Raw genomic sequence first — 9011 nt, forward strand, 5'->3', positions numbered from 1 at the left:
CCTGGCCGAGCGGGGACTGCTCGACGGCGAGCGGCTGGCGCGGGCGGGTCAGCGGGGCCTGACCCCGGTTCGCCGGCAGCACCACGGTGGCGTTCGGCAGGGTGACCTGCGCGACGGTGCCGCCCTCGACGTTTCGGCGCAGCTCCACCCGGATCCCGTAGCGGGACGCGAGTCGGCTGACCACGGCCAGGCCCATCAGCCGGAAGGCGGCCACGTCCACCGTGGGCGGGGCGGCCAGCCGGCGGTTGAGCGAGTCGAGCTGTTCGTCGCTGAGCCCGAGGCCGCGGTCCTCCACCTGGATGAGCACGTAGTCGCGGATCCGCCGGCCGTCGGCCACCACGATGGTGTTCGGCGGTGAGAACCGGGTGGCGTTGTCCAGCAGTTCGGCAACAAGGCGGACCACGTCGTTGACCGCGTGGGCGGCGACCGAGATGTCGGTGTCGACCGTGCCGAACTCGATCCGGTTGTAGAGCTCCACCTCGGACTGGGCGGCGCGCAGCACGTCGACCAGGAGCGCGTCGTCGCGGCGCGGCACGGCCGAGTCGGCCCCGGCCAGCACCAGCAGGTTTTCGTCGTTGCGGCGCATCCGGGTGGCCAGGTGGTCCAGCTCGAAGAGCTGGGCCAGCCGCTTGGGGTCCTCCTCGCTGCGCTCGATCGCGTCCAGCTCGCCGATCATCCGGTCGACCAGGCTCTGCGAGCGGCGGGCCAGGTTGAGGAACATGGCCGAGACGCTGGTCCGCAGCGCGGCCTGCTCGGCCGCCACCCGCACCGCCTCCCGGTGGACCACGTTGAAGGCCGACGCCACCTGGCCGACCTCGTCGCGGTTGGTCAACCTGATCGGGTCCCGGACCTGCTGGACGATCTCGTCCACGCCGCCGTCGCCGATGGCGTTGACGTTCTGCAGCCGGCTCACCGCGTCGGGCAGGTCGTGGTTCGCCACCGCCAGCGCGCCCTCGCGCAGCCGGCGCAGCGAGTCGTTGAGCGAGCGGGCCAGCACCACGGCCAGCGTCACGGCGATGGCCAGGGTGAGCAGCACCAGCAGGCTCTCCACGACGGCCTGCCGGATGACGTCGCTGCGCACCGCGTCGGCGTCGGCGAGCAGCTCGTCCTGGAGCTGGATCTCGGCCCACCGCATCAGGTCGCCGACCGCGCCGACGGCCGCGGCGGCCTCGTCCCGGGTCACCAGCGGCACCTGCCCGACCGAGCGGGAGATGTCGTTGGCGACCCGGTCGGAGAGTTGCACGGCGTCACCGGAGACGGTGCGGTCCACGAGGGACCGCTGGGCCGGCTCGGCCGCCCGGGAGAAGGACAGCAGGGCCTCCTGCTGGCCGGTCAGGGTGGCCACGAAGGAGGAGAACTGCTCCTCGTCGATCTGGCCGGTGGACAGCGCGGTGAAGGCGACCGCCTCCTCCTCGGCGACCTCCGCCTTGGCGTGGGCGAAGGCGGCCACCGCGCGACGGGCGTCGGCCAGGCCCTCCGCGCCGGGCTGCTGGGCCAGCGTGTCGCCGTACGCGACGAGGTCGTCGAGGATGATGCCGTAGCGCAGGCTCGCCTCGGAGACGGGCATCTGCTGCCGGTCCAGCACCTCCTGGCGGGTGCCGTTGAGCGTCGCCAGGTGGTCGTCGATCACCTTGAGCCGGTCGCGCACCGAGGCCGGCACGTCGCCGAGCCTGCCCCGCTCGTCCTGGTAGGCCGTGATCCGCTCGTCGGTGCTGCGGACCCGCAGGTTGTAGGCGTCCGGCTTCTGGTTCGGAGCGACCAGGAAGGACGCCGCCGCCATCCGCTCCTTGTGCAGGTCCTGGGTGAGCGCGGAGACGTCGATCGACAGCGCGGTCAGCGACCGGATCCGGTTGGCCTCGTACGCGCCCTCGCCGACCGAGACGAGTCGGATAGTTGCCAGTGCGATGACAGCCGCCACCGGAACGACGAGGATGAGGGCGAGCTTGGAGCGGATCCGCGCGTCGCGCAGCCGAGGCAGTCGCCGTCGCCGGTTTCGCTGATCGGCGTCGGGGCTCTCGGGCAGGGTCGTAGGTCCGGTGCTCACGACATCGCCTCCGTCGTTTCTTCCACGCCTGACCCGCCGACCCGTGCCTGGTGCAGCGGCCAGCGCCACGCGCGGCACGGCCGCGATTTCATCAGACGAGATCCTGTTTGGGAAGCGGCCGTGAGGCAGGAAACGGTCTGGGCTGACCCAACCCGTGATCCGATCACCTAATACCTTCTTTTCTCCGGCCCCCTGAACAGGGCATGTGACTCCAGAGTGGTCAGACGTATCTGCGCAGTAATTGTCGGTTAACGTTCCGTGTCCCCAACATGTGGGACGGCTGTCCCGAAACGACTGCCGACATCCGCGCTTGACCACAGGGCCCGGCATTGGCAAGGTTTTGCAGGCTTCGCGCACACCGTACGGCACACCAATCCCGATCCTCCACTGAGGACGGACGAGCGGCGGTGATCGGGCGCTGGCCCGCGCCGCACCTGGAGGACTGAGTTGAGCCCCATCCGCTCCGCGAGCATCGCGGTGCTCGCATCGGCCGTGCTGGCCACCACGCTCACCGGCTGCGAGATCGGCGGGGAGCCGCAGGACAACAGTCCGATCGTGATCGCCGCGGACCTCGAACTGTCCGGCGCCTCCGCGTCGGTCGGCAAGGTCTACCAGCGGGCCCTGGAACTGAAGGTCCAGCAGTTGAACTCCTCGGGCGCGCTGGGTGGCCGGAAGATCGAACTGAAGGTGAAGGACAACCGCTCCGACGCCGCGGAATCGTTGCGGAACATCAACGATTTCAGCGGTGACTCGCGGGTCAGCGCCATCATCATGGGCGGATGCAACGAATGTGCGATCGGCGCCGTCCGCACGATCGGTGAGAAGCGCATTCCCACCATCGCTCTCGCCTCCTCCGGGGAGGTCACCGAACCGGTCGCCGAACGCCGCTATGTCTTCAAGCTGGCACCGAATGCGGCCGACAGCGCCGCCGCCCTCACCACCGAGCTGATCCGCCGCAACATCCGCAAGGTGGCCGTGCTGCACAGCGCCGACAAGTACGGCGAGGAGGGGCTGGCCGCGTTGAACAGCGAGTTCACCAAGGCCGGCGTCAAGCTGGCCCGCGCCGAGTCGGTGCGGACCACCGACACGGAGGTCAGCACCCAGATCGCCAACCTGACCGCCAAGAAGCCCGAGGCCCTGATCGTCTGGACCCCGCCGGAGCAGGCGTCGCTGGCCGCCGCCACCGCCCGGCAGAGCCGCTACGCGGGCGCGCTCTTCTTCGACGCCTCGGCCGCCGGTGACCTCTTCCTGGGCGCCTCCGCCCGATCCACCGAGCGGACCACGCTGATCTTCACCCAGACCATGGTGATCGACGACGTCATCGCCACCACCCCGGCCAAGGCCGCCCGGCGGCAGTGGTTCCAGGAGTACACCGCCCGCTTCGGCGGCTACAACGGCTTCTCCTCGTTCGCCGCCGACGCCGTCCAGCTCATCGCCGACGCCGAACTGCGGGCCGGCGGCAAACCGGGCGAGGTGGACCGGGGCGCCCTGCGCGAGGTCCTCGAGACCGCGCAGCTCGACGGCCTCTCCGGGCCGATCCGGATGACCCCGGACAACCACTCCGGCCTCATGCCGCAGGCGCTGACCACGCTGGTGGCGCGTGGCGGCCGCTGGCGCCTGGCCGGTTGATCGCGACGGGTTCCCGGCAGGAGGCGGCAACGCTTCCTGCCGGGAGCAGCGGTCAGCGGGCCGAGGTGGTGGCGCGCACCCAGGGCAGGGCCAGGCGCTCGACCAGGCTGAGGGCCGAGTAGAGCAGGATGCTCATCACCGCCACCAGCACGATCGCCGCCCACGCCGTGGCGGTGTCACCCACGCCGTTGTACTGCAGGATCTGGTAGCCCAGCCCCGGCCGGTCCGAGTAGAACTCCCCGATCACCGCGCCGATCGCGGCCAGCGGCATGGCCACCTTCAACCCGACGAAGATCTGCGGCAGCGCGGCCGGGAAGCGCACCTTCCGGAACGCCTGCCACCACGACGCGTTCAGCGAGCGGCCCAGCTCGGCCAGGTCCGCGGGAGTGGTGGTCAGCCCGGTCGCCGTGGAGAGCACGATCGGGAAGAAGCAGAGCAGGAACACCATGGTCAGGATGGGCTTTTGCCCCCAGCCCACCGCGACCACCAGCAGCGGACCGAACGCGATCTTGGGCACCGCGTTGACCGCCACGAGCAGCGGGGCGAACATCCGCTCCACCCGGCTGGAGGCGGCCAGCGCCATCCCGATCAGCACCCCGGCGAGCGACGAGAGCAGGAAGCCGAGCAGGGTCATCCAGGTGGTGATGCCCAACGCCGGCAGCAGCACGTCGGTGGTGCCGACCAGCGAGCGCCACACCGCCTGCGGCGGCGGCAGCGCGGCCGGGTGGACCAGGTGCAGCCCCGACGTGACCAGCCACCAGGCGGCCACCGCGATGACCAGCCCGAGCGCCGGCAGGCCCACCGCCGCCGGACGTACGACGAGCCGGCGCGGAGCGGCGGTGGGCTCCACCGGCGCGGGCGCCCCGGCCCGGGTCCCGGTCAACTGCGTCAACGTGTCCTCCTCTCTGCGCCGGCCGACGACCGGCACGCGAAGGGGGTGCGCCCCACCGGGTGTCCCGGCGGGCCGCACCCCCGTTGCCCGAGCCGACCCGTCAGGCCTTCGGCGCGAGGTTGAAGTCGATGATCTGGTCGGGGGTGAGGTTCTGCTTGAGCGCGCCCGCGCCCTGGAGCAGGGCGATGCTCTTGGCGACCCGGCCGCTGTCCAGCGTGCCGATCGCGGTGCCGGAGTTGCTGGAGCGGACGTACGCGGCCATCAGCTGGAGCTCGGCGGAGGACGCGGCCGGGTTGGCGGCCGGCACGTTCTTCTTCAGGAGGTCACCCGCCTCGTCCGGGTGGGCCAGCGAGTATTCCAGGCCCTTGAGCAGCGCCCCGGTGAAGCGCTTGACCATCTCCGGCTTCTCCTTGGCGATCTTGCTGGAGGTGATCAGCACGTTGCCGTAGAGGTCCTGCATCACGTTGCTGTAGGGCAGCACGACCGGCTTCTTCTTGGCCACCGCCTCGACGGTGGGCTGGCCGACCACGAACTGGCCGATGCCGTCGACCGCGCCGGAGCCGAGCATGCCGATCAGGCCCTGCGCCTCACCGTTGACCCAGGTCACCTTGCTGCCGTCGATGCCGGCCAGCCGCGCGTACGTCGGGAAGAGGTTGCGCACCACGGAGGTGGGCGTGTCGGCGAGCTTCTTGCCCTCGAGGTCCTTCGGGGTGGCGATCTTCTTGCCCTCGACCGAGACGATGGCGGCCATGGTGCGCTGCTGGATCGCCGCCACGGCGACGAAGTCCTTGGCCTGGCCGTTGCCGAGCTGGAGGATGCCGCCGGTCAGGTCGATCGGGCCGAAGTCGGCCTGCCCGCCGGTGATGGTCTGGATGACCGAGCCGGTCCCCTGCCCGGGCTTGATGTCGACGTCGAAGCCGGCCTCCTTGAAGAAGCCCTTCTCCTTCGCCACCCAGGCATAGGAGTCACGGCCGAAGTTGCCGAACGAGGTGAGGTAGGTCACCTTCTCCAGCGCCGCGCCGTTGCCGGCCTTGGCGTCCTCCGACTTGTCCGAGTCGCTGCTGCAACCGCCGACGAGGGCGAGGGCGGTGGCCAGCGCCGCGGCGGCGACCGTACGGGTCAGCCTTCTCATCAGTGCACCATGTCCTTTCCGACCAGGGCACATTCGCCCGGTCGGGTCGTGGGTCCGACGGTGTCGGCAAGAGGGGGAAGCCGACGGGACCGTCGTGAGGGGACTCTTCGCGCGCAACAGCGTACGAGAAGGCCGATGACGTCAGGCGGGCGTACGGGTTGCGGAACGGAAACGAAGTTGCCTGACGGAAAGGAGACTGACGTCCACCCTGGATGGTGCTATAAGGACGCCTGCCCGCTACGCTAGCCCGGCTCGCGATCGCGACTGTGGAAGGGAGCCGGCGGGAGATGATCCGACTGTCCGGGGTGTCCCGCACCTTCGACGGCCGCTCCGGGCGGGTCGAGGCGCTGCGCGGCATCGACCTCGACGTCGCCGAGGGCGAGTTCGTGGCCGTCCTCGGCCGCTCCGGATGCGGCAAGTCCACCCTGCTCCGCATGGTCGCCGGCCTGCTCCCGGTCACCGAGGGCGAGATCACCGTGGCCGGCACGCCGATCACGAAGCCCCGCCGGGACGTCGCCATGCTGTTCCAGCGGCCCGCGCTCCTGCCCTGGCGCACCGTGCTGGACAACGTCCTGCTGCCGGTGGAGATCTTCGGCTGGCGCCGGGCCAAGCACCGCGACCGGGCCCGCGAGCTGCTGGAGATGGCCGGCCTGGGCGGCTTCGAGAAGCGCCTCCCGCACGAGCTCTCCGGCGGCATGCAGCAGCGGGTCGCCCTCTGCCGGTCCCTGATCGGCGAGCCGCGGGTGATGCTCATGGACGAACCCTTCTCCGCGCTCGACGCGCTCACCCGCGAGGAGCTCTCCGGCGAACTCCAGCGGGTGCACATGGAGACGAAGGCGACCATCGTCTTCGTCACCCACTCGATCGACGAGGCGGTGCTGCTCGCCGACCGGGTCGTCGTGCTCAGCCCGCGCCCCGGCCGGATCCGCGAGGTGGTCGAGGTGGCCGTGCCCCGGCCTCGCACCCTGGGCCGCCACGCGCACCTGGCCGAGGTGGCCCGCATCAGCGCCGAACTGCACGAACTGCTCATGGAGCGCGACGCCACCGACGGCGTCGTCGCGGGAGGACACTGACCATGCGGGTGTCCGTCTTCACCGAGCCGCACCGCGGGGCGAGCTACGACGACCAGCTCCGGTTCGCCCGGCTGGTCGAGGAGACCGGCTTCGAGGGCTTCTTCCGGGCCGACCACTACCGCGCCATGGGCGACGAGCCCGGGCTGCCCGGCCCCACCGACGCCTGGCTGACGCTCGCCGCGCTGGCCCGGGAGACCTCCCGGATCCGGCTCGGCACCCTGGTCACCTCGGCCACCTTCCGGCTGCCCGGGCCGCTGGCCGTGATGGTCGCCCAGGTCGACCAGATGAGCGGCGGCCGGGTCGAGCTGGGCATCGGCGCCGGCTGGTACGAGCGCGAGCACAGCGCCTACGGGATCCCGTTCCCGGCCGTCACCGAGCGGTTCGACCGGCTGGCCGAGCAGCTCGAGGTCGTCACCGGGCTGTGGCGCACCCCGCCCGGCGAGACCTACAGCTTCACCGGGGACCACTACCGGCTGGTCGACGCGCCCGCCCTGCCCAAGCCGGTGCAACAGCCCGGCCCGCCGGTGATCGTCGGCGGCCGGGGCCCGAAGCGCACCCCGGAACTCGCCGCCCGGTACGCCGACGAGTTCAACATGCCGTTCAAGACCGTCGCCGAGACGGCCGCCGCGTACGAGCGGGTCCGCGAGGCGTGCGACCGGACCGGCCGCGCCGCGTCGGGACGGGCGCCGCTCGTGCTCTCCGCCGGGATCGTGGTGGCCGTCGGGCGTACCGACGCGGAGGCCCAGCGCCGTGCCGCGCCGCTGCACGTCAAGAGCGCGCTCCCGCCGGAGGACCCGGTGGTCGGCTCCCCCGCCCAGCTCGTCGACCGGCTCGGCGAGTTCGCCGCCATCGGGGCCACCCGGGTGCACCTCCGGCTGATCGACTTCGACGACCTCGACCACGTGGAGCTCATCGCCGCCGAGGTGCTCCCTCAACTGGACGGACCAGGATGACCGACCTCTCTGCCGACCTCGAACTCGGCCCGGTGGGCCAGGAGATCGTCTTCGAGAACGACCGGGTACGCGTCTGGCACATCCGCCTTGAGCCGGGCGAGCGGCAGCCGCTGCACCGGCACGACCACCCCTACCTGGTGGTGGCGATCCAGGGCGCCAAGAACGTGGTGCAGACGATCGACGGCACCACCATCGACGCCGACGAGCCGACCGGCGGGGTGGTCTACCGGGACCCCGGCGCCGTGCACATGCTGACCAACGTCGGCGGCACCACGTACCTGGCCCGGCTGGTCGAGCTGAAGTAGCCACGCCGACGCCATCTCGCCGCGCCGCGGGTGGCAAGGTGGCGATCGGGTGCACCGGGCCGTAACGTGCCCGACATGGCCTTTCGGACGTGGGGCAGGCTGCTGCTCACGGCGCTCGGCGTGAGCGTGCTGGCCGGGGCCGGCCAGCTGGGCATCGCGTACGGCTTCGGCGTCGTACGCCTCGACGGCGCGTTCGTGGACGACTCGGTGAACCGGTGGCCCGCCCAGCTCGCCTGGGTCGGCTGGTTCGCCGCGGTCGCCACGGTCGCCGGGGCCGTCCTCACCGAACGCCTCGCCCGCCGGGACGCCTCCCCGGCCGGCACCACCGAGCTGCTCTCCATCGCCGGCGTCAGCGGGCTGGGCGCGATCGTGGTTGCCCCGCTCTGCATGCAGCCGGCCCGCGCCGCCGAGCTGGGCGGCACCGTCGACCCGGTGTGGGCGGCCGGCATCTGCGCCGTCCTCGGGGCGGTGGTCGGGGCGGGCACGGCGATCGCCGTGCTGCTCAAGCCGCCGTTCGGGTGGAGCATCGCGCTCAGCGCCGCGGCCGTCTGGCTGCTCGCCCTGGTCTCCGTCGCGCCGTCGGTGGCGTCGACCGGCACGCTGCCCACCGTACGCCTCGGCGTCCTCGAACCGTCCTGGCTGGATCCGGCCGCGGCCGAGCGCCTGGCCATGCTGCTGCTGCCCACCCTGGCCCTGCTGGCCGGCGCGGCGGTCGGCGCGCTGGCCCGCCGGGCCGGCCACCTGCCGCTGGTCGGCGGCGCGGCTGGCGCCGCCGGCCCGGTCCTGCTGGCCTTCGCCTACCTGACCGCCGGCCCCGGCACCGCGGCCGACCGCTACCAGCTCGCGCCGTACTACGGCGCGCTCATCGCGGTCGTCGCCGGAGCGCTCGGCTCCACCGCCACCACGGTGCTGCCCCGGCCGGTGACCACGGCCGGCGAGCCCGACGCCATCGAACCGACCGACATCCTCCAGGCCCTGCCGCC

The 9011-nt window shown here is 71.9% G+C and carries 7 protein-coding genes and 1 pseudogene; 5 read left to right on the forward strand and 3 right to left on the reverse strand.

Features of this window, described 5'->3' with window-relative positions; translation table 11 throughout:
- A partial coding sequence (locus F8274_RS28465) for a sensor histidine kinase (protein WP_151465446.1) occupies window positions 1–2044 on the reverse strand: 2044 nt, incomplete at its 3' end.
- Between the two features lie 447 nt (window positions 2045–2491).
- Here F8274_RS28465 and F8274_RS28470 point away from each other — a divergent pair.
- Window positions 2492–3673, forward strand: a complete 1182-nt coding sequence (locus tag F8274_RS28470) for an ABC transporter substrate-binding protein (protein ID WP_151465447.1) — start codon at window positions 2492–2494, stop codon at window positions 3671–3673.
- A 52-nt stretch (window positions 3674–3725) separates the two neighbouring features.
- On the opposite strand, the gene F8274_RS28475 is transcribed toward F8274_RS28470, so the two are convergent.
- Complete coding sequence (locus F8274_RS28475) at window positions 3726–4523, reverse strand: ABC transporter permease (protein ID WP_151465452.1); 798 nt, start codon at window positions 4521–4523, stop codon at window positions 3726–3728.
- Between the two features lie 142 nt (window positions 4524–4665).
- Complete coding sequence (locus F8274_RS28480; RefSeq protein WP_151465448.1) at window positions 4666–5697, reverse strand: ABC transporter substrate-binding protein; 1032 nt, start codon at window positions 5695–5697, stop codon at window positions 4666–4668.
- A 287-nt stretch (window positions 5698–5984) separates the two neighbouring features.
- On the opposite strand from F8274_RS28480, the gene F8274_RS28485 reads away from it, so the two are divergent.
- From F8274_RS28485 to F8274_RS28500, 4 genes and pseudogenes are all read left to right on the forward strand, one after another.
- On the forward strand, window positions 5985–6770 hold the full coding sequence (locus F8274_RS28485) for an ABC transporter ATP-binding protein (protein WP_151465449.1): 786 nt from the start codon (window positions 5985–5987) through the stop codon (window positions 6768–6770).
- A 2-nt stretch (window positions 6771–6772) separates the two neighbouring features.
- Window positions 6773–7723: an LLM class F420-dependent oxidoreductase gene (locus tag F8274_RS28490; RefSeq protein ID WP_151465450.1), complete on the forward strand. Its 951-nt coding sequence runs from the start codon at window positions 6773–6775 to the stop codon at window positions 7721–7723.
- Window positions 7720–8028, forward strand: coding sequence for a cupin (locus F8274_RS28495; RefSeq protein WP_151465451.1), 309 nt, complete (start codon window positions 7720–7722; stop codon window positions 8026–8028). The genes F8274_RS28490 and F8274_RS28495 overlap by 4 nt, the downstream gene beginning before the upstream one ends.
- Window positions 8029–8103: 75 nt before the next feature.
- A pseudogene (locus F8274_RS28500) lies at window positions 8104–9011 on the forward strand (hypothetical protein); the annotation flags it as partial.

It is taken from the genome of Micromonospora sp. AMSO31t (assembly GCF_008868175.1).
In the GTDB taxonomy this organism is placed as follows: domain Bacteria; phylum Actinomycetota; class Actinomycetes; order Mycobacteriales; family Micromonosporaceae; genus Micromonospora.